The sequence below is a fragment of the Rhizobium sp. USDA 4016 genome (assembly GCF_056279705.1).
In genome coordinates this window covers 1,631,170-1,652,668 of the sequence record NZ_JBWCCY010000004.1, presented here as the reverse complement: position 1 = coordinate 1,652,668, position 21,499 = coordinate 1,631,170, and the positions used below count along the sequence as shown (strand labels likewise).

General features: G+C 58.0%; 28 protein-coding genes and 1 pseudogene. 22 read left to right on the top strand and 7 right to left on the bottom strand.

Translation table 11 applies throughout. The features are described from left to right. Positions 1-696: 696 nt before the first annotated feature. On the top strand, positions 697-909 hold the full coding sequence (locus tag ACZ9DP_RS23285; RefSeq protein WP_018900054.1) for a cold-shock protein: 213 nt from the start codon (positions 697-699) through the stop codon (positions 907-909). A gap of 64 nt (positions 910-973) precedes the next feature. On the opposite strand, the gene dusA is transcribed toward ACZ9DP_RS23285, so the two are convergent. Beyond that, positions 974-2,020 (bottom strand): tRNA dihydrouridine(20/20a) synthase DusA, encoded by a 1,047-nt coding sequence (dusA, locus tag ACZ9DP_RS23280; protein ID WP_476203722.1) that lies wholly within the window; start codon positions 2,018-2,020, stop codon positions 974-976. A gap of 85 nt (positions 2,021-2,105) precedes the next feature. On the opposite strand from dusA, the gene ACZ9DP_RS23275 reads away from it, so the two are divergent. The 12 genes from ACZ9DP_RS23275 to ACZ9DP_RS23220 all read left to right on the top strand — a co-directional run bounded on the left by ACZ9DP_RS23275 (position 2,106) and on the right by ACZ9DP_RS23220 (position 10,803). Beyond that, positions 2,106-3,203, top strand: a complete 1,098-nt coding sequence (locus ACZ9DP_RS23275; RefSeq protein WP_476203721.1) for a tyrosine-type recombinase/integrase — start codon at positions 2,106-2,108, stop codon at positions 3,201-3,203. A gap of 112 nt (positions 3,204-3,315) precedes the next feature. Then, entirely contained in the window at positions 3,316-3,543 is a 228-nt protein-coding gene (locus tag ACZ9DP_RS23270) for a helix-turn-helix transcriptional regulator (protein WP_476203720.1), read from the top strand. Continuing rightward, the gene (locus ACZ9DP_RS23265) at positions 3,540-3,728 is read left to right on the top strand and encodes a hypothetical protein (protein ID WP_476203719.1); all 189 of its coding nucleotides are present in this window, start codon (positions 3,540-3,542) and stop codon (positions 3,726-3,728) included. The genes ACZ9DP_RS23270 and ACZ9DP_RS23265 overlap by 4 nt, the downstream gene beginning before the upstream one ends. Positions 3,729-3,805: 77 nt before the next feature. Then, positions 3,806-4,054, top strand: coding sequence for a hypothetical protein (locus ACZ9DP_RS23260; RefSeq protein ID WP_476203718.1), 249 nt, complete (start codon positions 3,806-3,808; stop codon positions 4,052-4,054). Then, on the top strand, positions 4,044-5,300 hold the full coding sequence (locus ACZ9DP_RS23255; RefSeq protein WP_476203717.1) for a hypothetical protein: 1,257 nt from the start codon (positions 4,044-4,046) through the stop codon (positions 5,298-5,300). The genes ACZ9DP_RS23260 and ACZ9DP_RS23255 overlap by 11 nt, the downstream gene beginning before the upstream one ends. After that, on the top strand, positions 5,297-5,551 hold the full coding sequence (locus ACZ9DP_RS23250) for a hypothetical protein (protein WP_476203716.1): 255 nt from the start codon (positions 5,297-5,299) through the stop codon (positions 5,549-5,551). Before ACZ9DP_RS23255 ends, ACZ9DP_RS23250 begins: the two co-directional genes overlap by 4 nt. 165 nt (positions 5,552-5,716) lie before the next feature. Next, positions 5,717-6,469 (top strand): hypothetical protein, encoded by a 753-nt coding sequence (locus tag ACZ9DP_RS23245; RefSeq protein ID WP_476203715.1) that lies wholly within the window; start codon positions 5,717-5,719, stop codon positions 6,467-6,469. 359 nt (positions 6,470-6,828) lie between these two features. After that, positions 6,829-7,269 carry a hypothetical protein gene (locus ACZ9DP_RS23240; RefSeq protein ID WP_476203714.1) on the top strand — a complete coding sequence of 147 codons (441 nt, stop codon included), beginning with the start codon at positions 6,829-6,831 and terminating at the stop codon, positions 7,267-7,269. Beyond that, positions 7,250-8,461, top strand: coding sequence for a phage portal protein (locus tag ACZ9DP_RS23235; RefSeq protein ID WP_476203713.1), 1,212 nt, complete (start codon positions 7,250-7,252; stop codon positions 8,459-8,461). The genes ACZ9DP_RS23240 and ACZ9DP_RS23235 overlap by 20 nt, the downstream gene beginning before the upstream one ends. After that, positions 8,448-10,010, top strand: a complete 1,563-nt coding sequence (locus ACZ9DP_RS23230) for a phage major capsid protein (protein ID WP_476203712.1) — start codon at positions 8,448-8,450, stop codon at positions 10,008-10,010. The genes ACZ9DP_RS23235 and ACZ9DP_RS23230 overlap by 14 nt, the downstream gene beginning before the upstream one ends. 60 nt (positions 10,011-10,070) lie before the next feature. Continuing rightward, a complete protein-coding gene (locus tag ACZ9DP_RS23225) occupies positions 10,071-10,454 on the top strand; it encodes a hypothetical protein (protein ID WP_476203711.1) in 384 nt (127 codons plus the stop codon). 211 nt (positions 10,455-10,665) lie between these two features. Further along, the gene (locus tag ACZ9DP_RS23220; RefSeq protein WP_476203709.1) at positions 10,666-10,803 is read left to right on the top strand and encodes a hypothetical protein; all 138 of its coding nucleotides are present in this window, start codon (positions 10,666-10,668) and stop codon (positions 10,801-10,803) included. On the opposite strand, the gene ACZ9DP_RS23215 is transcribed toward ACZ9DP_RS23220, so the two are convergent. Further along, positions 10,800-11,000 (bottom strand): hypothetical protein, encoded by a 201-nt coding sequence (locus ACZ9DP_RS23215; protein ID WP_476203708.1) that lies wholly within the window; start codon positions 10,998-11,000, stop codon positions 10,800-10,802. The genes ACZ9DP_RS23220 and ACZ9DP_RS23215 overlap by 4 nt on opposite strands. Positions 11,001-11,131: 131 nt before the next feature. On the opposite strand from ACZ9DP_RS23215, the gene ACZ9DP_RS23210 reads away from it, so the two are divergent. From ACZ9DP_RS23210 to ACZ9DP_RS23175, 8 genes are all read left to right on the top strand, one after another. After that, the gene (locus tag ACZ9DP_RS23210; protein WP_476203707.1) at positions 11,132-11,425 is read left to right on the top strand and encodes a head-tail connector protein; all 294 of its coding nucleotides are present in this window, start codon (positions 11,132-11,134) and stop codon (positions 11,423-11,425) included. Further along, complete coding sequence (locus ACZ9DP_RS23205) at positions 11,426-11,830, top strand: phage terminase small subunit P27 family (protein ID WP_476203706.1); 405 nt, start codon at positions 11,426-11,428, stop codon at positions 11,828-11,830. Further along, positions 11,805-13,421, top strand: a complete 1,617-nt coding sequence (locus ACZ9DP_RS23200) for a terminase large subunit (RefSeq protein WP_476205461.1) — start codon at positions 11,805-11,807, stop codon at positions 13,419-13,421. Before ACZ9DP_RS23205 ends, ACZ9DP_RS23200 begins: the two co-directional genes overlap by 26 nt. Before the next feature lie 17 nt (positions 13,422-13,438). Next, positions 13,439-13,822 carry a gene transfer agent family protein gene (locus ACZ9DP_RS23195; protein WP_476203705.1) on the top strand — a complete coding sequence of 128 codons (384 nt, stop codon included), beginning with the start codon at positions 13,439-13,441 and terminating at the stop codon, positions 13,820-13,822. Further along, on the top strand, positions 13,815-14,219 hold the full coding sequence (locus ACZ9DP_RS23190) for an HK97-gp10 family putative phage morphogenesis protein (RefSeq protein WP_476203704.1): 405 nt from the start codon (positions 13,815-13,817) through the stop codon (positions 14,217-14,219). Before ACZ9DP_RS23195 ends, ACZ9DP_RS23190 begins: the two co-directional genes overlap by 8 nt. Beyond that, complete coding sequence (locus ACZ9DP_RS23185; RefSeq protein WP_476203702.1) at positions 14,209-16,152, top strand: phage tail length tape measure family protein; 1,944 nt, start codon at positions 14,209-14,211, stop codon at positions 16,150-16,152. The genes ACZ9DP_RS23190 and ACZ9DP_RS23185 overlap by 11 nt, the downstream gene beginning before the upstream one ends. Before the next feature lie 59 nt (positions 16,153-16,211). Next, the gene (locus tag ACZ9DP_RS23180; RefSeq protein WP_476203701.1) at positions 16,212-16,517 is read left to right on the top strand and encodes a hypothetical protein; all 306 of its coding nucleotides are present in this window, start codon (positions 16,212-16,214) and stop codon (positions 16,515-16,517) included. 69 nt (positions 16,518-16,586) lie between these two features. Further along, positions 16,587-18,104: a hypothetical protein gene (locus tag ACZ9DP_RS23175; RefSeq protein ID WP_476203700.1), complete on the top strand. Its 1,518-nt coding sequence runs from the start codon at positions 16,587-16,589 to the stop codon at positions 18,102-18,104. A 19-nt stretch (positions 18,105-18,123) separates the two neighbouring features. Here the strand turns inward: ACZ9DP_RS23175 and ACZ9DP_RS23170 are convergent, their stop codons facing one another. The 5 genes and pseudogenes from ACZ9DP_RS23170 to ACZ9DP_RS23150 form a co-directional block, all read right to left on the bottom strand. After that, on the bottom strand, positions 18,124-18,366 hold the full coding sequence (locus ACZ9DP_RS23170) for a hypothetical protein (protein ID WP_476205543.1): 243 nt from the start codon (positions 18,364-18,366) through the stop codon (positions 18,124-18,126). Between the two features lie 150 nt (positions 18,367-18,516). Next, positions 18,517-18,657: pseudogene (locus tag ACZ9DP_RS23165) on the bottom strand (HNH endonuclease); the annotation flags it as partial. A 209-nt stretch (positions 18,658-18,866) separates the two neighbouring features. Continuing rightward, positions 18,867-19,052 (bottom strand): hypothetical protein, encoded by a 186-nt coding sequence (locus ACZ9DP_RS23160; RefSeq protein ID WP_476203699.1) that lies wholly within the window; start codon positions 19,050-19,052, stop codon positions 18,867-18,869. A gap of 426 nt (positions 19,053-19,478) precedes the next feature. After that, positions 19,479-19,805, bottom strand: coding sequence for a hypothetical protein (locus ACZ9DP_RS23155; protein ID WP_476203698.1), 327 nt, complete (start codon positions 19,803-19,805; stop codon positions 19,479-19,481). A gap of 9 nt (positions 19,806-19,814) precedes the next feature. Continuing rightward, positions 19,815-19,994 carry a type II toxin-antitoxin system antitoxin gene (locus tag ACZ9DP_RS23150; RefSeq protein ID WP_476203697.1) on the bottom strand — a complete coding sequence of 60 codons (180 nt, stop codon included), beginning with the start codon at positions 19,992-19,994 and terminating at the stop codon, positions 19,815-19,817. Positions 19,995-21,081: 1,087 nt separating this feature from the next. Here ACZ9DP_RS23150 and ACZ9DP_RS23145 point away from each other — a divergent pair. Further along, positions 21,082-21,441: a VOC family protein gene (locus ACZ9DP_RS23145; RefSeq protein WP_476203696.1), complete on the top strand. Its 360-nt coding sequence runs from the start codon at positions 21,082-21,084 to the stop codon at positions 21,439-21,441. Positions 21,442-21,499: the final 58 nt, after the last annotated feature.

The window sequence follows — 21,499 nt, the reverse complement described above, 5'->3', positions numbered from 1 at the left end:
GCCATATTCGGGTCCAGTCGGGACGAAATTGTGGAGCGGCATGTGAATTCACTGGGGCGCACGAGCGCTTCGATGAGCCAATTTCGGCGGCCATCCCTCATCCCTATGCTTGTCACAGGGATCCAGCGGCGCCATGTCCATGGCGCGGGAGCCTCATTCACACTGTAAGACAGTCACTCACGGCGTCGGCATGGCGCCGACGCGCCGTGGTTGGATTGCTCTGAAAAACACAGGGAATGAGGCGCGCGGCAGATGGCGGCGGGTACGGAACCGCAGGGTGCAAGGCGGCGGTCGATATCGCTGCAGAGGAAGGGTGGCACGGTCCCGTTCCGGTACGGAATCCGAAAATGACACAGGCCGCACTTTGAAAGGTAACATTTCGTCAAGTGTTTGAATCTTTGGCGTTTCCGGGCTTGCATCAGCGCATGCCACAATATTGCCGCTTGCTTTTTTCCCGAAATGCTGTCACCAATTGCAGCACTCGGGCATTAGCATGCCGGTGACTGGACAGATGTGGTAAAGCCTTCCGTTACGGAAGGCGGCGCGGGTAACCCCCGCCTGCGTAGACGTTCTTTCCCCGTACGTGACTTCTCCGACTGACCCTTCGTTCCGGTCTAACGGGACGAAAGCTAAAGCCGTCCGCTTCCTCTCGGGGGCGCGGATACCAGACAGACTAAGGGAAAAGGACTATCCCACATGGCCACCAAAGGCGTCGTAAAATTCTTCAACCAGGACAAGGGTTTTGGTTTCATCACTCCTGACGGCGGTGCAAAGGACGTATTCGTCCACATCTCCGCTCTCCAGGCATCCGGCATCCAGTCGCTGCGCGAAGGCCAGCAGGTCACTTTCGACACCGAGCCGGACCGCATGGGCAAGGGCCCGAAGGCCGTCAACATCTCGGCCAACTGATTTTAGCTTCTGCCACGGCAGGAATGAGAACGGCGCCTCCCGGGCGCCGTTTTTGCTTTGGGCCTCAGGCGCTCAGCGCCTCCTTGGCACCGGAAAAATCCACCGCCGCAAACGCCGCCGCGATCACCTCCGGCCCGGCGCCTGCCTTTGCCGCATCGCTCGACAGAACCTGCCGGTAGCGCCTGGCGCCCGGCAGCCCGGTGAAGAGCCCGACCATATGCCGCGCCACATGCTGCAGCCGCCCGCCGCTTTCGATATGCCGCACGGCATAGGCCATCATGCGGTCGCGCAGCCCGTCCCAGTCCGGCTTGGCCGCCGGCGCGCCGAAGAAGCGGTGATCGAGATCCGCCAGGATCCCCGCATTCTGATAGGCCGCCCGCCCCAGCATCACGCCGTCGACATGCTCCAGATGCGCCGCTGCCTCGTCCAGCGTCTGGATGCCGCCGTTGATACCGATAAAGACCTCCGGCCACCGCTCCTTCATACGGTAGACGATGCCGTAGTCAAGCGGCGGGATCTCGCGGTTCTCCTTCGGGCTCAGCCCTTTGAGCCAGGCCTTGCGCGCATGGATCCACACGGCATCGGCGCCTGCGTCCAGCACCCGCGCCAACAGTACCGGCAGTGCCTCTTCCGGCTCCTGCTCGTCCACGCCGATCCGGCACTTTACCGTGACCGGTACCTTGGAGACTGCCTTCATGGCCTTAACGCAATCCGCCACCACCTCCGGCGTCAGCATCAGGCAGGCCCCGAAGGTTCCCGACTGCACCCGGTCCGAAGGACAGCCGACATTGAGGTTGATCTCGTCGTAGCCGTAGGGCCCGGCGATCCGCAGCGCCTCGGCAAGTTTCACCGGATCCGATCCGCCGAGCTGCAGCGCCACCGGATGCTCATCGCTATCAAACGACAGCAGCCTCTCCCGCGGCCCGTGAATGATCGCGTCCGCCACGACCATTTCGGTATAGAGCAAAGCATTCCGGCTGATCTGCCGGTGGAAATACCGGCAATGGCGATCGGTCCAGTCGATCATAGGGGCAACGGCGAACACCGGAAGCCCGGAAATACGGGCTTTTTGGTAGAAATTCAATTCGTTAGCCTCGACGATCTCTGTCATACTTTGTCAGACTTTTTCAGCCCGTTGCACCGATTTTCACCTTCAGGTACAACATTGTCGTACCAACTGGAGAGAATGTTGTACCATGGGCACCATCAGCGCACGCAAGCGGCAGGACGGAACCACCGGATATACCGCTCAAATCTTGAGAAAGAAAGGCGGCAAGATAGTTTGGCGCGAGGCCAAGACCTTCGACAAAGAGCGAGAGGCTAAGGCGTGGATCCGTTGGCGCGAGGCCGAGCTTGATAAACCCGGCGCAATCGAGCAGCTATCAAAGTCCGACTCCACCCTGGCCGATGCGATCGATAAGTACCTCGCCGCGAAGCGGACCATCGGACGCACGAAAGAGCAAGTCCTGCGGAGCATCAAGACCTATCCAATTGCCTCCAAAGAGAGCCGCACCATCCGCAGCGTCGATATCGTGGCGTTCGCCGACGAGCTTCTAGCCGGAGATCGGAAGCCCCAGACTGTTGGAAACTACATCTCACATCTTGCCGCCATCTTTCGAGATGCCAAGTCGGCATGGGACATCGATCTTGACTATGCGGAGATGCAGGCCGCCCAAAGGGCACTCACCCGCCTTGAGAAGGTCTCGAAGTCCGAAGAGAGGACGCGCCGCCCTACCCTCGCCGAACTCGACATGTTGATGCAGCACTTTGCAGATAGGCAAATACGCGCGCCGCACTCAGCGCCGATGTGCAAGCTGATCAGCTTCGGCATCTTCTCCACGCGGCGGCAGGAAGAGATAACGCGCATCCTTTGGACCGACCTCGACGAGCCGCATAGCCGCATTCTGGTGCGAGACCTAAAGCACCCCGGCCAAAAGAAGGGTAACAATGTTTGGTGCGAACTGGTGCCGGAAGCCATGGCTATCATTAAATCGATGCCGCGGACCCATCCGGAAATCTTTCCGTACACAGGAGACGCCATCAGCGCCGCCTTCACGCGGGCCTGCCAGTTCCTTGAGATCAACAAGGAAGAGACACCAGATGCAGATCGCCTTGTGTTCCATTCCCTACGGCACGAAGGCATTTCGAGACTATTCGAGATGGGACGCACAATCCCGCTCGCAGCCAGCGTCAGCGGCCATCGTACGTGGAATTCGCTGAAGCGGTATACCGACATCAAGGAAACCGGCGACAAGTATGCCGGCTGGAAATGGCTTGATATCGCCTGCCAGTAAGTGACACGCGTTGACAAATTTGTCAGTTTACAGCATAGTTTATGATGCGCGAAACAAACGCACAGCGAGATTATAATCTCACTGTCAAATTTTGTAAACTTACGGAGAAAACATGTCAAGCGAAAAAATGACAACCGATGAAGCCGCAGTATATATTCGCAAGTCGGCAAGTTGGTTGAATAAAACGCGCCTATCGGGCACAGGGCCGGTTTACCTTAAGATTGGCGGTAGCGTCCGCTACCTCCGCGCCGACCTCGACGAATGGATTTCCGGCACGCGCCGCACGGCTGTTTATGCGCACGCAAACGATAACGTTCGAGCAATGGGAGTAGCGGCATGAAAATGACCGACTACAAGCAAGCGAAGGCTCGTGAAATCATCGAGGATGCGGTCAGCCAATTGATGGCACTAGGATTGACAGAAGACGGCGCAGCCTCGCTTCTGGTCATTCAGGGCGCCATCCGTATCAAGGACATGGCGAAGCGTAAGCAGGCTGCAGAAGCTGCACTAAATCTATCTACCTAAACTAGCGGTCAGAATGGAAATCAATCGCCTGCCGGCATCGTCGGCGGGCCGCGCAACTGCGCCTTAAAGGAGACCCAATGAAAATCCTGTATTGCCATCCCTTAGATCAGAAGAGACCGCGGGACGCCATCGCCTTCGTCGACGTGGAGATCAATGACGACGTCCGCTTGTATGGGCTGCGGCTGCTACGCCAGCCGGACGGCAAGCACTTCGTTTATGCCCCGCAAGCAGGCGAGCGGCGCACCGCCACGTTCTCTAAGCTGCTAGCCGAGGAACTGACCGCCCTGGCCGTAGAAGCCTATGAGGCGGCCGTCGATGAGCGATAAGCCAAAGCCTGAAAGTCTTGAAGCCAAATTCAAGATGATGCAGCTACTCCCCTTTGATAAGCGGGTGAAGCGCAAGCACTCGCTCGTCTATGGCTTCATTCTCGACTGGTTTCATTCGAAGTACGGCGACGCCCTTGCAAGCTCACGGCACGTGCTTGCCGAGCTCAAAGAGCGCGATCCTTTCGGCCAGGGGCTGTTCATGGGTGACGTACACAGTGCGCTCACTGACCTTGTTTCATGGGGCTACCTCAATCAGGAAAAAGGGTCTGGCCGCCGAGCTAGCCGCTACGTCCCAGTCTGGTCAAAATTTGATAGCGTTCAGAAAAGCCCGAACGCTACAGATGATTCAATTAGCGTTCGGGAAACTCCGAACGCAAGCGTTCGGGAAACTCCGAACGCTACAGGCGATAGCGTTCAGAAATCCCCGAACGAAGACCCACCTACTGGACCCGGTCCACAGACCCGGGGACATGTAGTGGTAGATAAGTTCTCCGCCCCGGCTTCGCCGCCGCTTCCGGATGGCCTGGGGGCCACCGGCGCGGGCAGGCCGGAGGGAGGAAGGTTTGGCGACTTCTGGGAAGCTTGGCCCCGAAAACATGGGAAGAAGAAGGCGGAAGCCGAGTGGAAGAAACTTGCGCCGGACGCCGAGCAAGGTTCGCACATAGTCGTCATCGCCCGCATGTGGGCTGCTCATTATGCGAAGCATGACGTGCCACTCAAATACATCCCGGAGCCGGGCAACTGGTTGAAGCTCGAGCGGTATGATGAGGCCCTGCCGATTGTCCACGGAGACGCGAAGGGCGCTGCTATCAGCAAGGCCAAGGCGAACGCATCGGCAAAGGCAGAACCGCCCCCCAAGGCAAAGCCCAAACCAGCAAATGACAATGCAGATGATGACGCCATCTATGTGTCTGGACCGATGGTCTGCGACGTCGGGCCGTTTACGCCTTTCGGCTCGTTCGAAGCGGAGATAGTCGGAGCGGTCGCGGAGCGTGTCGACGCCTATACAGAGAAGGTAGTCATTTCTCTGCGATGGAATACCCGCGGCCATGGTCCTGACGCCGAGCACACTCTTTACTACCAGCATCCCGACCCAGTAATCCAGGCGAGGGGTCAGGAATTCATCGAGACACTCGCTGAAGTCACCGGCCAGACTGAGATTACCGACACGGACCAACTAATCGGTTGCTATGTCTATTGCACCATCAATAACAAACTCGCAATTTCCTATCAGGAGGTCGCATGATTGATGCTGGCGAAGTATACGAATCCACCAAAGCTGCCTTCATCGATGCAATGAGCGAGCAGAAGCCACAGCCGCGAATGATGCGCATCCAGCCGTTCAAGGCATTTGACGACGACGACTTGCCGCTGGAAGTGGTCGGCATCAGCTACCAGGACGATGAAATGAACTTCGTTGCGATCAAGGAGCGCGACGGCGAGTTATATCCGCTTCTAGTAGGTGGCGCCTATCGAACCCAAACCGCCGATCGCTAGCAAAGTAGGCGCAAATGCACATCTAGACTTCAGTGTCAACTAATCCAAGGTTGACAAATTTGTAAGTTTACAGCATCGTGTAACGGTTCCATCGAACATAGCCCGCCGCATCCCGCGGCAACCTTCCCTCCGTTCCATAGGTGAGACTTGGACCGAGACGACGACATGCCGGTGTTCGACCGGCGCGACGCCCTGCCTGTTATCGCAGACGATATCGACAAGGCAGACTGGCAGCCTTCCCGCACAAGAGTTGTGGCAAAAGGCATTCGCATCGCCTTTCCTGGCGATAGACCCGAATACAGCGTTGATGAATTCATCGATCGCGGAACAGCCTGGTACTCGTCGAACTTTTATAGTGGCCAGCACGCAAACGACAACAAGGACTGGCCGCTTGAGAAGCTTCTTAATACGGAGAAGAACGACCATTGCCTTAGGCTGGCGCGTCGCTATCGCCACCTCCATGACATCGCGACGAGGCCGACGCAGTTAATCGGCACGGACGCATCGGAGAACGTCTATGTCCTTCACAACGAAGATGCCGACGGAAAGCCCAAGGAAGTAAAAGTCGTTGGCGGCAAGCGTGCCAACATGGAAATATCCGCGACAAGAAATATTGCCACCACCGCCGAGACAAAGAAGCGAGCCGCGCCGATCGCAAAAAAGTGGATGGGCGATATGCCGCTCGTCAATAAGATTGATGCGACAAGCGAATTGGCTCATCTGCGCTACACGCTTTCCGTAACTGACAACATCATCGCGGCGTTTGAGATGGCTGTTGTAGACGGTGACACGATCGAGGAAATCGGTCGATCTCTGGGGGCGGGAAGCAAGGGCGCAAAAGGTGCGGCTCGGGCCTGGATCTTTGACGGCTTCCAGATCGTCGATCGTTTCTGGCAACGGCGAAGGGCTGCCGCGTAGGGGTACCCCATTTTCAAACGCCAAACGTTATAGGCAGGAATTTAGGCTCGCTTCGGCGGGCCTTTTTTATTGCAGGGCGTCTCACCCGTCCTGCCGGTGGGCGGCCCTACGGGGTTTCCCACCGTCAAAAACCGGCGCGTTTTCTTCAGAGGTTTTCTCGCCGGATAGTCGTTGTCACTGTGTAGGGACATGCGGTGATGACGACACCCATTTGCCGAACCCGCGGATGTACCGGGCGGCAATACCATCCCGAGGGCGATCCTCGGTTGATCGAGCCCGACCGCGCTTTCGTCTCCCGTGACGCGGTCGGGCTTTCGTTTTTGCCCAATCGAAATCTTTTCACCTGAAAGGAGGCCGCCATGGCCTGGACGGATCGCGTCTTTACGCGCGCCGAAGCCGCCTCATTGAGCGGCTTTCATCCTGTCACGCTCGATGTCGTGCTCCATCGCACCAAGGCGCTCGCGCCGCTGTATTCCGAAAAGCTGAAAGGCCGTCGTTGGTTCAGCCAGCGCGACATCACCGTTCTAAGACTCGCCTACGAACTTGAGCGCGCAGGTCGCAATTGGCCGACTGCCCTGGCTCAAGCATTCGAACACCTCGCCACACCGCCACCTGTGGACGCGCTTCTTGTCGTTCCGGTGTTGTCGGTCAGCGCAAGGTCTGGCCGCGTGCTGACGGGGCTGTCTGGCCTGCCTAGCGCGGCATCGATGATTGTCCTGCCTATCGGCAAGATAGCCACCGAAGTCACCGCGTCGTGTAACGAACTGAAGGAGACGCCAATTGTGGCCGTTTCAAACTAAATCTGCGGCGCCTCCTGTCGTCACGGAAACCAAGAGCCTTGGCGACCCGACGGCAGAACTGCTCGAGCTCTTCGGAGCCATCCCCGCCGGCACGAGAATAAGTAACGCCGAAGCGCTTTCCGTGCCGGCCGTGTCGGCTGCTGTGAGGATAATTTCCGAAGCGGCGGCCAGCCTCGACTTGAAACTCAAGCGCAAGGTGGGCGATGCGGAAGAAGACGTCGACGACCACCCTGCCCTTAAGCTGCTCACCGGCCAGGCGAATGGATGGACCAGCGGCTTCGAGCTCATCCGCGATCTGGTTGCCGGAGCACTGACAAAAGACACTGGCGCCCTTGCGTGGGTTACGAAGGTCAACGACCAGCCGCGCGAAGTCGTCGTCTACAGAGACGGAATTATTACCGTCGATGAGGACGATAAGACAGGCGAGCCGAAATATCGTATCGGCGGCCAGTTCGCTTCGTCGAAGAATATCATGCGTGTCCGCGGCCCTTTCACGAAGTGCCCACTTTCGATGGCCCGCAGTGCGATCAGTACCGCGTCGGCGATGGAGGCATACGCCAACGGTCTATGGACCAACGGCGCCCGACCAGGCGGGGTTATCGAGACGCCGAATAAGCTTGGCAACGAAGGCGTCAAGGCGATGTTGGCGGGCTGGAAGGCGGCGTTCAGCGGAAAGGCGAACGCCGGCAAAACGGCGATTTTGTACGAAGGCGCCACCTATAAGCAGATGGCGCTCACGTCTGTTGACGGCCAGTTCAACGAGTCCCGAACATTCCAAATACTCGAAATCGCAAGGGCATTCAGGGTAAGCCCCGCGATGCTGTACGAGTTGACCAGGGCAACTTGGAATAACGCGGAAAGCCAATCAAAGGATTTCGTCACATACACCTTGGCTCCTTGGCTCAAGGTGCTGGAAGGCGCGTTTAACCGTGTCTTGCTCACAGACGAAGAGCGTGCCGATCACCGCTTCTGCTTCGATATCGACGATACCAGTCAGGCGGATCTTGTTTCGCGGGCAACGGCGTATTCGTCGCTCATCACAAGCCGCGTCTACAACCCGAATGAGCTGCGCGCATGGGATGGATACCCGCCTTACGAGGGCGGCAACGAGTACGCAAACCCGGCGATCGATGTCACCCAGCCGGCCAATGAAAACAAAACCCCCAAGGAGGCCGCGAATGTCGCAGCTTGATAGGCTCGTCCTCGAGACAAAATTCACGACAACCGACGCCGGTGCGATCGAAGGCATTGCGTGGGACTTCACCAGTCCTGACAGGGTCGGCGACGTAATCGAGCCTGGCGCATTCGCTGGTCTATCTGGCAAGTCCATCCCTGCTCTTTTCGCCCACGATCAAAGTCAAGTCGTGGGCGTGTTCGACTCCTTCGTTGTGGAGCCTGACGGGCTCAAGGTGAAGGGCCGACTCCTCATCGAAACTGTCGAGCGCGCTCGTGAAGTGCGGTCGATGATCCAAGCCAATGCGGTCGGCGGACTGTCCATCGGCTTCATGACCCGGAAGGCTATGCCCCGCAAGGGCGGCGGCAGGACCATTCAGTCGCTCGATCTTCTCGAGACGAGCATCGTCGCAATCCCGGCGCACCCCGGCGCGCGAATTACCTCCCAGAAGGAACTTACCATGACCGCTGCAGTAGCAGAGAACGTCGAAAACAAAGACTATTCGGCCGAAATGAAGGCCGCCAACGATAACATTGCCGCGCTGACCAAGCGTCTCGAAACTGCCGAAACCGCCCTGGCTCGTCCGAACATCATCACGACGAGCAAGACAGAAGCCGAGCCGTCGATCGAACAGAAGGCGTTCACCTCGTTCATCCGGCACGGCGAGCAGCGCATGCTGGCCGAGGAAGTCAAGGCTCTCGTCGTTGCGGACGACACCCGCGGCGGTTACTTGGCGCCGGCCGAATTCAGCACGGAAATCCTGAAAAACCTCGTGGAAATTTCCCCGGTTCGCCAGGCGGCGCGCGTCGGGTCGACTAGCGCAGGCAGCGTCATCCTTCCGAAGCGTACAGGCACGCCGACGGCGCAATGGGTCGGCGAGACCGAAACGCGCAGCGCGACGGAATCGAGCTACGGCCAAGTCGAGATCCCCGTCCACGAAATGGCCGCGTATGTCGACGTGAGCGTACAGCTTCTGGAAGACGCGGCGGTGAACATCGAAGGCGAAGTTGCCAGCGACCTTGCTGAAGAATTCGCGCGCCTCGAAGGTTCGTCCTTTGTGACTGGCAACGGTTTCAAAAAGCCAGAAGGCTTCATGACCGTTTCCGGCATAACGGAAGTCGTCACTGGCTCGGCAACCACGATCGCTGATGCTGACGGACAGGCAAACGGCCTCATTACCGCGTTCTACTCGCTGCCGATGCAGTACCGTGCCCGCGCCGTCTGGATGATGAATTCGACGACGCTCGGATCGGCTAGAAAATTGAAAACGGCGGAAAAAAACTACGTATGGCAGCCAGGCCTGCAGGCCGGCGAGCCGTCGACCATCCTTGGCCGTCCGGTCATCGAGGTTCCGGATATGCCGGATGAAGGCGCTGGTGCATTCCCGATCATCCTTGGCGACTTCAATGCCGCTTACCGGATTTATGATCGTGTGGCCATGTCCATCCTGCGCGATCCGTACACGCAGGCCACGACTGGCAAGGTCAGATTCCATGCGCGACGCCGCGTTGGTGGCGCAGTGACGATGGTCGAGGCCCTGCGCAAGATTAAGTGCGCGGCCGCCTAAGCTTCACCCCAATCTCGGGCGCCCATCGTGGCGCCCCTTCTCTTTTCATAAGGATCTAAAATGCGCGATCTATCGCATAATCTCGGCGTGGTTCAGGCGCTCGTTCCGCAGGTTCTTGCGGCAACTGACACCTCCGCCGCAATCGACCTGCTTGGCTTCGGCTCGGCTATGCTGGTGGTCAACACTGGCGCAATTGTTGGTTCCGGTGACTACACGGCCAAGCTACAGGAATCCGACGCTTCTGGATCTGGCTTCGCTGATGTCGCCGCTGCTGACCTAATCGGTACGCTGCCAGCGTCACTCACGGCCAGTGGTGTATTCAAGCAGGGATATATTGGCAACAAGCGTTATCTCCGGCTGGTGACAACCAAGAACAGCGGCACGTCTATCGCTGTTGGCGCCGTCCTCGTCAAGGGCAACGCCGCGAGCCGACCGGTTGCCTAACGTGATCTGCCCTTGCGGTTACGCTGTACCGAAGGGCACCAAGTGTGACTGTCGCCAACGGGCGGCAGTTGCACGGCAGCGAGAGAATGACGAGAAGCGCGGCAGTGCGGCCAGCCGTGGCTATGACGGCAAGTGGGCTAAAGAGTCCAAGGCATGGTTAGCCAGTTTAGGCAGCCCGCTTTGTGCTTGTGGTTGCGGACAGCCCGCAAACATGGTGGATCACATCGTTGCACCGAAAGGTGACATGACGCTGTTCTGGAACCGAAAGAACTGGCAGCCCTACAACGATGCGTGCAACAGGCGCAAGGCGATCAAGAGCGAAGGTGGCTTTGGTCGCCACCACCATTAATCCCGCAAGTCATCGATGTCCTTATCCAGAGCACGCTCTATGCCCTTGCGCACACCCATCAGGAAGGGAGTGCTATTGCCGCGCGTTCCAGGCTGACCTGGTATACCAGGAAGGCCGACTGAAGTGCCTTTGACCGCGCGGTAGCCTACCTCAAAGCCGTCTCTGAATGTGCCTTCTCTGATCATGTTGGCCGACATTGCACGCCCTCCCATCCAATGATGCACCTAAAGGTGGCATGGACTGGGGTGGGTCGTCAATTTCCCACCGTTCGGCCTGGACCAGCGTGGTTACTTTCTTCGGTATAACCCCTAATTGGGAATTTCATCCTATGGCAATTGTCGACCTGGCTGCGGCCAAGGACCACCTGCGCATCGAGTACGACGACGAAGATGCAATAATTACAAGCAAAATCGATGCTGCGCAGGCGCATCTTGAAAGCCTTTTGGGCTACGAAATCACCACTGAATTCCCCGATGGCGCGCCGGCCGATCTCAGTGAGGCTGTCCTGATGCTGCTGGGGCACTGGTTCGAAAATCGCGAAGCGACAGGATCCAATCTTTTTGAGGTTCACCTGTCCGTATGGGACGTCGTCAGGGAGAGGCGTTCATACGCCTTCGAGTAAATGGCTCGGGGACGCAAAGCCGTTATTACCGCGCTGGATGGCGCGCTCCGCACGGTGCCGCCAGCTCCCAAGGGAATGCCCAAGCGCGCTGCATCGGAGTGGCGCAAGGTGCTTTCCGTTCTCGTCGCGGAATCCAAAATCGCAGAGCATGAGCTTCCAATCGTCGACGCCTACTGCCGAGTGGTTGCCCACATTGGCGACTGCGAGGCCGCAATTGCCGACCATGGGCTGACCTTCAGGTCACCAACCGGTGAACTGAAGAGACGACCAGAAACCATGCTCCTCAAAGAGTATCACGCCACGCTTCGCCAGCTTGCAAACGAGCTCGGCCTGACGCCGGCCAGCCGCGCAAAAAACAAGGGAGGCGCCGCGAGTGACGATGACGACGCCCTCGGGTGTATCTGACCACCTAGCTTGGATTTTCGACGACAGCAGAATCCCTGATCCACATGGAAAAGGCCAGCGAGCGGTCGACTTCCTCAAGGCTTTGAAGCATCCAAAGAGTACCCTCCCCGGCCGTCAGTTTCAGTTGGATCACTGGCAAGATCGGATAATTCGCAAAGTCTACGGGGACACCAAGCCCGACGGCACGCGCAGCATTAAAACTGTGTTCGCGCTCATTCCTCGCGGGAACCGCAAGACCACCTTGGGCGCCGCTCTTGCGATGCTTCACCTTGGTCCGGAACGCATTCCCGGCAGCCAGGTCGTTAGTTCGGCCGTGGACCGAGACCAGGCACGAATAGCGCTCGAGGAGATGAAAGGCGTTATTGGCGCCCATTCTTCGCTCGAAGCGGCCTTTCAAGTGCAAGACACAAAAAACCGTATTACGCATCGCAAGAGCGGAGCGTTCTATCGTGCCATGTCTGCAGATGCGGCTACCGCCCACGGCCGAACTCCTGTCTTTGCTCTCGTCGATGAGCTCCACGCATGGAAGAAGCGAGATCTCTGGGATGCGATCAAGACCGGTCTTGTGAAGACACCAGGCTCGCTTCTCGTGGTCACGACCACGGCAGGCATAGGGCACGAGAATATCGCCTACGAAATGTACAAATATGCGTCTGCGGTGGCTTCCGGCGCGATCGTCGATGATGCGTTCTTGCCCATCTTGTTCGAAGCCGACAAAGACGAGGACTGGCGCGATGAGGCGGTATGGTACCGCGTAAACCCCGGCCTTAGCTGCAATCCGCCCTACCCTGACATTGACGGAATGCGGCAGATGGTCCGCGAGGCAGAGCACCGACCAGCCGATCGAGAGATGTTTCGCCAGCTTCATTTGAACGTCTGGCTCGACGGCGCCGCTAATCCTGAATGGTCGCTCGATGTCTGGGACGAAAACGCAGGCGAGCTTGACCTATCAGCCTTGGAAGGGCGTCCCGCATGGGTTGGCGTCGATCTAGCCAAGCGTATCGATCTTTGTGCCGTCGCCATGTCCATTCCGATGGGCGACGGTCGTATCGCGCTCCATGTGCAGACGTTCTGCCCCGAAGGCGCCATCCGACGGCGGACCGACGGCGTGCCTTATGCACTGTGGCGCGATCAGGGTTACCTCACCGCCACGCCTGGCGATACGATCGATCTGGCTGTTGTGGAAGATTACATCCGAGGGCTCGGAGAGCGCTTCCAAGTCGAAGAAATCGCCTTCGACAGGTGGCATGCGCAGGACATCATGAAGTCCCTTGAGGACGATGGACTGCCGGTCGCCGAATTCCCGCAAAACATCTCGACCTTCGCGCGGCCGGTTATCGACTTCGAAGCGACCATGTTTGACAGAAACTTCGTCCACGGAGGCAATCCGCTGCTCCGATGGGCGGTCGGGAACGTCGTTCTCTATACCGACGCCAGCGGCAACCGCAGGCCAGTCAAAGAGCGTTCCATCGACAAGATTGACCCCGCCGTGGCTGCAATCATCTCGGCCGGCCGAGCCATCCAAGGTGCATCTGGTCGCTCTTCATATGAAGACGCGGATTTGAGCGATTTGTCGCTGTTCGCAGTTTAACTTCAAAGGAACATCAAATGACAACAACATCACTGCCCCACGCAGCGAAGCCGTTCGCCATCGTCGAATCCGACTTCGCCGATGGCACCTATAAGTTCGGGCTCTCCTGGGATCTGGCCGCCGAGTGGGAGAAGGACCAGAACCGCAGTTTGCTCGCTACATTCTTGCAGGCGGCGCGCATTCACATTGCCACGATCTCCGATATTCGGGAAATCATCCGCCTTGGCCTTATCGGCGCCGGCCTCGAGCCTGCCAAAGCATTGAAGCTAGTTCGGACATATGTCGAGGAAAGGCCAGCGGTAGAGAGTTTCCCTCTCATGATTTCGATCCTAGACGCCTTCCTAAACGGCCAGCCCGAAGCGGCGCCAGGCCAGCCTGACACAGTTGCCGTTGATGCCTAATTACGACAACGCGGCATTCAAAAAGCGTCTTGCGAAGATCCCGCAGATGGTCCGCAAAGCCGTCCGTCAGGCAATTGAGAAAGATGCCGAAGAATGGGTCGATCTAGCGCAGTCGCTCGCGCCAGTTGATCCAGCTGATGGCGTTTTCCTAAAACCCTCAATTCGTCGCGAGCCCAGCGAAACGGGCGGCCAGATTGTGCGTGCTGGCGGCAAAACGACAACCAAACAGACCGACAATGGGCCTTATGACTACGCAGTCGGGCAGGAATTTGGCACCAGGGAAATGCAGGCTTCGCCGTTTTTCTGGCCGGCTTACCGAAGCCTAAAGAAGCGATTCACGGCCCGTCGTCGTCGCGCAATGACCAAGGCGATAAAGGAGTGGAACGATGGCAGGTGAGGCAACCCTTTATGCCAGAATGGAACTTCGGCTTAACGACGCCGAAAAACGCCTGGCTAAGTTTCAGACCACCGTCGACAAATCAATGGCCGGTGTCGAGGGTCGCTTTAGCAAGGCCAATGACAACATTGCCAAGGCGTTCGAACGATCAACTGGGCGCATTACTCAATCCGCCGGCGCCCAACGCGCCGCAGTGCAGAATCTGAGCTTCCAGCTAAACGACATCGCAACCAGTCTCGCCGGCGGAGCGTCACCGTTTACCGTGATGGCCCAGCAGGGCAGCCAAGTTGCGCAGGTCCTCCAAGGCTCGGGCGGCGTAGTCGGCGCGGTACAAACACTCGGGGGAGCTTTCGCCTCTGTAGTCAATCCGGTGTCGTTGGCAACATTCGCCATTATCGGCCTGGGCGGCGCGGCGGTTCAATATTTTGCGAGCATGCTCTCAGAGGGCGAGAAGTCCGAAGCAACGCTAAAGGAGCAGGCCGAGCTCATCCGCGCTGTAGCCGCCGAATGGGGCGGCGCCGTGCCCGCGCTTCAGGCCTATGTCGCTGAACTCGACCGCGCCAAGAATAGCGCGGACCTGATCAAGGCCACAGACAGCTTGGCCGATCAACAGTGGGATGTCGCTCGCAAGCAGGTCAACGACCTGAACGTTGATGTTGCGGCACTCGTGTCGGATCTCCGGCTGGCGGGCGCCGAGGACGAAACGATCCTCGCTCTTCAGCATGCGTTTAATGAGGTTTCCGCATCCGTCAAGGATGGCACGGAAAATACCGCAGCGATGCAGGCGGTACAGGACGCGCTGGCCGCTGCCATCAGCCAAACGGGGATACCCGCACTTGATGGCTTCGCTACGGCCTTCGGTAACTTGGCCGGCACTATCGCCGGCGCTGCGCGGCAGGCGGCTGTGTTCAAACAGCAGGCAATCGACGCCCTCACGGTCGGCAAGAATGGGCCGAAACTCGGGACGCTATCGCCGCTCTTCTCCGAAAATGGGAAATTCCTGACCGGAGAGCAGTTTCAGCCAGTAGGCGAAACTCCGACGCCAGAGAGCCGGCCGCTAATTGAACTAGAAGGGCTGCCGGGATCATCGAGCGCCGGAAGCGGACGTGGCAGTGGGCATGGCGGCAAGTCAGCCTCCGAGCGCGAGGCGGAGTCGGTTGCGAAGTTAATCGAGCAGCTTGAATTCGAGCAGGAGACGCTCGGACAGACAGACCAACAGCGCGCCGTATCAAACGCTCTGCGTAAAGCCGGCTCGACCGCGACCGATGAGCAGCGAGCGCACATCAGCTCGCTAGTCGCCGAAATTCAAGCCGAAAAGGATGCTCTGGCTCAGAATAAGAAGGCCATGGAGGAATTGCAAAACGTCGGCAAGGATTTGCTTGGCGGCTTCATCAGTGACCTGCGGCAAGGCAAGTCTGCGACTGAGGCGCTCTCCGGCGTTCTGGACAAATTAGTGAGCAAAATGCTGGACGCTAGCCTAGATAGTTTTTTCTCGGGCATTTTCAGCGGCGGCGCAGGCAAGTCCGGAGGACTACTGGGCGGCTTCATTATTCCTGGCATCCTGCACAAGGGCGGCGTTGCTGGGTCTGATGGTTATGGACACGGACGATCTGTGTCGCCTTCTACGTTCGCCGGCGCCAAGCGGTATCACAAGGGCGGCGTTGCTGGCCTTCAGCCTGGAGAAGTTCCAGCCATCCTGCAGCGCGGCGAGGTCGTTCTGCCACGAGGCGCGAAGATGGGCGGCCAGCAAGGCGTCAATGTTCAAGTCGGCGTTACCGTCGACGACGACGGGAGGCTCCAAGGCTACGTGAAGAAGGTTAGCCAAGAGCAAGTGGCTTCAGCGGCTCCCAAGATACTCTCGGCAGCAAATCAGCAAGCGCCTGGCGCAGTAGCGCGCCATCAGCAGCAGAAGGGCGGCGCCGAGTGGCGCTAGCCTCCACCACATATCCAAAACGGCCCGCCTCGGAGCGGGCTTTTTTACGAGAGAAAAGCATGATCCAAGTATCGATCTTCAATATGCGCCGCTTTCACCAGGCGGGGGAGAAGTCGGACGTGGTGGCGAAATTCAACGCTCACGTTGGTGACTTCCTCATCAGCCGCGCGCACATCCGGAAACGACACTCGGACGGAGGCCTGTTCGTAGTAACCCCCGGTCGCGGCGACGACCGCGCCCACATCTCACTAACCAAGTTTAGTGCGACGATGGTGGCCATCTCGGAGGAGGCGCTGAAAATGTTCGGCACCTTCCAAGTGCAGAATGAGACCACCTTCGGCGACGGCGCAGGCTTCGCTCAGTAAGCCACCACCCAAACATTCAGCGTTCTTAGCCCTGGCCCGCGCCGGGGCTTTTTCTTATGGAGAAACGACATGCCTCTCATTGAAAAAGTCAAGCAGATTTGGCGCGACTATGTGACTGATGGCGTACCGCCGACGGGTAAACACAAGCCACAGAAGTCTGATATCCGCCGCTGGGGAACGTGGCTGGAGAGCCAGATCTTTGGCGGGACTACCAGCGTCCTGAAATATGGCGCCTACGACGACGGCGCCAACGCGGCGGCAAACTCCGTCGCGTTTCAGGATGCCTATGACGCCGCCAGCGAAGGCGACACAATCGTTGTTCCTCCTGGCGACTATGATTTCACCGTCGGGATCGAACCAGACGCTAATGACAAAGCTGTAACATGGGAAATATACGGCAATCTGCTACTGACCTCATTTAATTGGATTAACATCCTGCCGGGGACCGTTGTCGAGCACGGCCGGCGTGACCCGAAGAATGGCATCACCAAAACCATCACCGAGCGGATCGACGCTAAAGGCATGGCGCTCGATGCCGGAATGAGCTGCGACTACTACGTCCTAGACATACAAGATGATGTGAAGGCCTTCCCCGGTCGGGTTCAGGGTCTTGCGGTCTACACTAGGCAGAAGGCTGGTATCACTGGCATCCGGCAGAATCTTTCCGGTCAGATTCACGTAGAAGCACCCAGCGGCAATGCCCCTGGCGAGGGCGCGCATTACGTTGCTGTACAGGCGGGTGCATTCGCCTATACACCTGACAACGGCACAGACCCGTCGTCTGATACAACAAGCCAAGGCGCTCTATTCGGTTTCAACAGCTTCGCGGAACTGAAATCTGGGGCGACCGCTTGGAAAAACCTCACGGCGGCCGAATTCAACACGACCTGTCAGGCCGGGTCTTCTGTGTGGTATCGATCTGGCATCCAGATTGCGGGCGGCGGGCCTGTGCAGGGCACCGAGCACGACTATGCCGTGGCCATCAGCAATCTGGCAGGCGGCGCCATCTGGCGAGTGGGCATTCACTTCGGTGACGAGAACGGCGGTATGCCACTCGGTGCCTCTAGCACCCTGTTAAAGGTGGATGTCACCAGCCTCCTCAATGGCATCGACTTCGGCTCGACGGCGGTGAGCGGATCATACGTTGTCGGCGACGGTCTAAACATTTCCAACGGTAACGCGCAGTTTATTGGCGAAGATCAGTTGGTGCTGATCGGGCATCGGACAATTGCAAACGATCCGAAGCTACACTTCTTCTCGTCTGGCAACACCAATCCTGACGCTACGGTTCGGCCGGTTGGCGGCACCGGCAACAACGATGCTTCACTCGTCGTTGAGGCGGCCGAGTTGGTGCCAGATGCAGAAGTACGCCCCGCGTCCACTGACAGCAAGAGTTTGGGTTCCGCGACGTATCGCTGGCTCCGAGGATGGTTTAATAACATCGTCTTAAACCCCGGAATCGGTACGATTATCGCGCCTGCCAGCAATGGCGACCTCATCATAGAGACGACCGCCAACACTGGCGTCACGTTCCGTCTGCGCGGCAGTGATGGTGTCGTCAGGTCAGGAACTGTGACGCTGGCGTGAACACGGACCATCGATCGGTTTATAGTTCATGCAGGCCAAGTTCCTGAACAAATGCCCTGCCTTTCGGGGTGATCACCAGGAAAGTGGGAGACGTATCCACTCCGCCTACCGAGGAATAGATCCGCACTCCCGGCTGGCCAGGCATCCTGCCGTGGATAATCGTCATGTATCCTGCCTCCAGCATCCTTTTGAAGAAGATCAGCATGAAAGACGACCATGGCGCGCCGGTGCCATCCGGCGCTTGGAAAAGCTCAAACAGCATGTCTGTTTCAAGCTGGGAGAATTTATCATGAGCGAAGCGAAGATTAAGCTTATACAGCCTAAGACTCTTTCGATCGATCTCACCCCGATCAGCTCTCCTGTGGCAGTTGGGGCAGACAGCAATGAGATTGTCGTACTCGTGCGCTTGGCACTGCGACCAGGGGATAATGTGGTGGATATCGACCTCGATGTGTCTGCAGGTCGGGATAGCACACCTGTGCCCAGCTTCGACAAGTACTCGCCGTCTTATTTCTGCGGGGATTGGTGGCCTGTTTTCGAACTCTACACCCATGCAGTGACCTGATCTTGCGCTGTTGGTTTAGCAACCATCGCATGAGTCGTAGAGGAATTCAGAGGTTTTTATAGCTAAGCCTTCGGCGCCACCGTCGGGCATTCAAACCAGAACTCGTAGAGAGGCTTTTGCAGGAGATAGCCGCGCGTAATCTTGCAGGCTCCGCGGCCAGTATTCGCCAAGTACTGCTGCGCCGCGGCCTCAAGCTTCTACTCAGGCGTCATTGCGTCAGCCAATCCAAGCGTTGCGCCTTGGGCCGCACCGATCGCCATGGTCTTACCTAGGCTTGGCGCCACCATCAGCGAGTTATCGGTCTTGTGATCGTAAATCCTGTAAGTGTCGTCGGCCATCTTCACGTGGTGAACCGGGAACCTATAGGTGCTCGTCCTCGACATGCTTTCAGTCGTAGCGCACGAGGATACGGTCGCGGCAAGCGCTGCCGCGGCTAGAATTTTACGATGCATGAGTCGCCCCCAGTTGATATGCGGAATCATGAATCAACGTGGGGTGGCAGTCAAGCTCGCTTTCGGGCTTTGCTTCGGCAGTGGAAAAGTTGCAAAAAACGCAACGCGGTTGGTTGCGGCGTAGGCCTACTTGTAGCACGGTAGCTTTACCGGATCCGGGGAGACTGGTTGCAGCCAGCCTCCCCTTTGCGGGCGTAGCGACAGAGCCGAGGAGCGACTTCAAAGCGTTGTCAGCGCGGTCGTTTCCTTGGCGACGGACGTATTATGACTGAGTTCGCCACAAAGCGTGCGTCCATCGTCGGTTCATCCACAAGGAATTTTGTTCTTTTTCTGTTCTGAGTTGTCCCTAGGATGTTGTTAACGTGTCGGCACCCCGCCGTCGCGTTGCCCGTAGTTTTCGTTGATGACCTCGAATAGGTCGTCTTCCTGCAGGTCGACCGATTGGACTATGACGAACCACGCAATCCACTCGGAATCTGAAACTTCGTCGAGATGCCGCACAAAGTGCCGGCCGACGACCTCCATGCTTGAGATGCCAACATCATGGACAGTCAGAGTGATGCGGTCTCCGACGCAGGGAACGTTGTTGCCCATGTCAGCCAGCAGGTGCTCGCCCTCGATCTGATACTTCCCGTCGGGTTGGCGCTCCAAAAAGTACACTAGGTCATCAATGACTTTCCGCAATGGGCCGCCCTATCCGCCGATAATTCCGGTGCCGCTTCCCCTTGGCAGAAGACCTTTTTTCTCGAGGTCATCGGCAATGAGCTTCTCGATATAGGAAGCTACAGAACGCCGTTCGGCTTTCGCTGCTGTCTCTATCGCGTCTTTTAGTTCCGGCTCGACGCGGATGCCGATGGCTGCTGTCTTCGCCATGCTAGTTCCCTCTGTTCGCAACATGCAAACATTTATCGCATTTTCTAGTTGACCGCTATGAAATCATTTGCTATCAAATACTAACAAATGCAAACGAACGAGGACCCCCCCCGATGACTGCACATGCACAGATAAAACATTCCGATAGAACCCAGTTGCCACGCGGACTCCTTCCAAGAAGACGCTTCGCAAATCCTGATTATGAGATGGCGTTCATGATCGGCCAGCCGGTTATGTTATTATGCACGGACGAGCCCGCAGTGATCGTTGGGCGGATCCAGATAGTTGATTGTTTGGATGAGTATCTTGTCCAGATCGTTGGCGCGAATTGCGCACCACTGAGAGTGTTCGAGCGCGAGATCCGCAGCGGTCGGCATACAGTTTGAAGAAGTTTCAGAACCCCGCGCGGGGGCGGCTCGGCGCTTCAACCTCCGAGCCCGGCGGCCGGTTAGTGGCTTCACGACGCTACCGGCCGCTACACCTTTAAGGCGCGTATGCGCGCCAGCCTGCTGCTGTTCGCATTCGACGGCGGGCCTCTCTATTACCACGCCACCACAGCGCGCCCGTCGACCTCACCAGTCGGCGGGTTTCTTCTGTGCTCCCGCTCGGTACGACGAGAGGTACGACACGCCCCGCAATCGCCCTTATTTCACGCCAAGTCGGTCCAGTCGATCATGGGTGCAACCGCGAGCACAAGGCCATTGGAATATTGGGATTTTCCTTGTGTTGCAGGCCTTCTGGTGAGTTCCGTCATGTCTCGTTCGATCTCGTTTTCTGCCTTTTGCGCCCGTTTTGACATGCCAAATGCTACGGCGTAGCACTTGCAGGAGGTTTTGTAGCACTCTAATGCCGCCGGTAGCCATCACTATCAACCCGAGCCTGCGCTGATACAGGGCCGCTACCGAACTAACGAATAGTTGCCCGCGTCTGCATTCAAAGCAGCTCGCTTTTTCGGCCGTTCTTTGACACTATACGTCACGCTTTCTCATTGACTGAAACGGGGCGGCCGCCCGCTTCGCTCCAGATGTCACGGCAACCTTGCTGGTCGGCCAGCGTTTCACGCCGAGTTTGGCCCGGAGAAGAACAAATGAACCTGCAGAAGATCTACACCGCATTGCTCACCGCAGACCTTGCGGCGGCCGAAGGCTGGTATACGAAGCTGCTCGGTCGTGGACCGGATTATCGGCCAATGGACACGCTGGTGCAGTGGGAGCTCTTTAATCAGGGCGGGTTAGCGCTTTCAACCGACGACGAGATCGCCGGCAGGGGCGTGATGTTCCTTGTCGTCGACGATGTCGCGGCCGAGCGCCGCAGGCTGCAGGGCGTGGGGATCGTGCTCGGGGACGACATTGAGGGCGACTACTCGACGCTGGCGCAGGTGCGTGATCCTGACGGCAACCTGCTCACGCTAGCGACGCCGCCCTCGCGGTCCTATCCGCTCGCATGACCGCGATGAAGGCTGGCTCATTGCGCGCGATCTTGCCGGCCGAAAGATCGAGGCTCGC

Excerpts from the sequence above, each read along its gene's own strand:
- ACZ9DP_RS23150 (WP_476203697.1), bottom strand. The coding sequence starts at position 19,994 with ATGGCGAAGACAGCAGCCATCGGCATCCGCGTCGAGCCGGAACTAAAA.
- ACZ9DP_RS23175 (WP_476203700.1), top strand. The coding sequence starts at position 16,587 with ATGCCTCTCATTGAAAAAGTCAAGCAGATTTGGCGCGACTATGTGACT.
- ACZ9DP_RS23285 (WP_018900054.1), top strand. The coding sequence starts at position 697 with ATGGCCACCAAAGGCGTCGTAAAATTCTTCAACCAGGACAAGGGTTTT.
- ACZ9DP_RS23245 (WP_476203715.1), top strand. The coding sequence starts at position 5,717 with ATGCCGGTGTTCGACCGGCGCGACGCCCTGCCTGTTATCGCAGACGAT.
- ACZ9DP_RS23240 (WP_476203714.1), top strand. The coding sequence starts at position 6,829 with ATGGCCTGGACGGATCGCGTCTTTACGCGCGCCGAAGCCGCCTCATTG.
- ACZ9DP_RS23205 (WP_476203706.1), top strand. The coding sequence starts at position 11,426 with ATGGCTCGGGGACGCAAAGCCGTTATTACCGCGCTGGATGGCGCGCTC.
- ACZ9DP_RS23270 (WP_476203720.1), top strand. The coding sequence starts at position 3,316 with ATGTCAAGCGAAAAAATGACAACCGATGAAGCCGCAGTATATATTCGC.
- ACZ9DP_RS23190 (WP_476203704.1), top strand. The coding sequence starts at position 13,815 with ATGCCTAATTACGACAACGCGGCATTCAAAAAGCGTCTTGCGAAGATC.
- ACZ9DP_RS23215 (WP_476203708.1), bottom strand. The coding sequence starts at position 11,000 with ATGTCGGCCAACATGATCAGAGAAGGCACATTCAGAGACGGCTTTGAG.
- ACZ9DP_RS23275 (WP_476203721.1), top strand. The coding sequence starts at position 2,106 with ATGGGCACCATCAGCGCACGCAAGCGGCAGGACGGAACCACCGGATAT.
- ACZ9DP_RS23160 (WP_476203699.1), bottom strand. The coding sequence starts at position 19,052 with ATGTCGAGGACGAGCACCTATAGGTTCCCGGTTCACCACGTGAAGATG.
- ACZ9DP_RS23230 (WP_476203712.1), top strand. The coding sequence starts at position 8,448 with ATGTCGCAGCTTGATAGGCTCGTCCTCGAGACAAAATTCACGACAACC.
- ACZ9DP_RS23255 (WP_476203717.1), top strand. The coding sequence starts at position 4,044 with ATGAGCGATAAGCCAAAGCCTGAAAGTCTTGAAGCCAAATTCAAGATG.
- ACZ9DP_RS23260 (WP_476203718.1), top strand. The coding sequence starts at position 3,806 with ATGAAAATCCTGTATTGCCATCCCTTAGATCAGAAGAGACCGCGGGAC.
- ACZ9DP_RS23220 (WP_476203709.1), top strand. The coding sequence starts at position 10,666 with ATGGTGGATCACATCGTTGCACCGAAAGGTGACATGACGCTGTTCTGG.
- ACZ9DP_RS23145 (WP_476203696.1), top strand. The coding sequence starts at position 21,082 with ATGAACCTGCAGAAGATCTACACCGCATTGCTCACCGCAGACCTTGCG.
- ACZ9DP_RS23185 (WP_476203702.1), top strand. The coding sequence starts at position 14,209 with ATGGCAGGTGAGGCAACCCTTTATGCCAGAATGGAACTTCGGCTTAAC.
- ACZ9DP_RS23265 (WP_476203719.1), top strand. The coding sequence starts at position 3,540 with ATGAAAATGACCGACTACAAGCAAGCGAAGGCTCGTGAAATCATCGAG.
- ACZ9DP_RS23180 (WP_476203701.1), top strand. The coding sequence starts at position 16,212 with ATGATCCAAGTATCGATCTTCAATATGCGCCGCTTTCACCAGGCGGGG.
- ACZ9DP_RS23225 (WP_476203711.1), top strand. The coding sequence starts at position 10,071 with ATGCGCGATCTATCGCATAATCTCGGCGTGGTTCAGGCGCTCGTTCCG.
- dusA (WP_476203722.1), bottom strand. The coding sequence starts at position 2,020 with ATGACAGAGATCGTCGAGGCTAACGAATTGAATTTCTACCAAAAAGCC.
- ACZ9DP_RS23170 (WP_476205543.1), bottom strand. The coding sequence starts at position 18,366 with ATGCTGTTTGAGCTTTTCCAAGCGCCGGATGGCACCGGCGCGCCATGG.
- ACZ9DP_RS23250 (WP_476203716.1), top strand. The coding sequence starts at position 5,297 with ATGATTGATGCTGGCGAAGTATACGAATCCACCAAAGCTGCCTTCATC.
- ACZ9DP_RS23195 (WP_476203705.1), top strand. The coding sequence starts at position 13,439 with ATGACAACAACATCACTGCCCCACGCAGCGAAGCCGTTCGCCATCGTC.
- ACZ9DP_RS23210 (WP_476203707.1), top strand. The coding sequence starts at position 11,132 with ATGGCAATTGTCGACCTGGCTGCGGCCAAGGACCACCTGCGCATCGAG.
- ACZ9DP_RS23200 (WP_476205461.1), top strand. The coding sequence starts at position 11,805 with ATGACGACGCCCTCGGGTGTATCTGACCACCTAGCTTGGATTTTCGAC.